The organism is Ensifer sp. ZNC0028 (assembly GCF_000799055.1).
Classification (GTDB): Bacteria; Pseudomonadota; Alphaproteobacteria; order Rhizobiales; family Rhizobiaceae; genus Ensifer.
Genome location: NZ_JTLA01000204.1, coordinates 1 through 329 on the forward strand (window position 1 = coordinate 1; position 329 = coordinate 329).

General features: G+C 62.3%; 1 protein-coding gene. It reads right to left on the minus strand.

Annotated features, from left to right (window positions below; all coding sequences use genetic code 11):
- On the minus strand, positions 1 to 329 hold a 329-nt coding region (locus L981_RS32595), incomplete at both ends, for an autotransporter outer membrane beta-barrel domain-containing protein (RefSeq protein WP_043626853.1).

A 329-nucleotide genomic window follows, 5' to 3' on the forward strand; every position in this document is an offset into this window, starting at 1 on the left:
CTCTTCGTTGAAGTAGACGGCTCTGAGCTTCGGTGTCAGCACGGTGATCTCGTCGAGCTGCCACTCGCCGGTCAGCTTGACGTCCGCCATCCAGCGGGTTGTGTCGAAGGTGCCGGTGAAGATGCCGGTGTCGATGTCGTTCGACGAGCCGCCATAGAGCAGGTTGGCATCGAGGAAGACCCCCTGGCCGATTTCGAACGAGGCATAGGGACCGGCGAGCCAGCCGTTGCCGGTCAATTCGGCATCCGCGTCGGTCGGGTCGCTCATGTAGTCATAGTGGAACGACAGGCCGACCAGCGCCCGCTCGTTGACGAGATAATCGGCGCCGA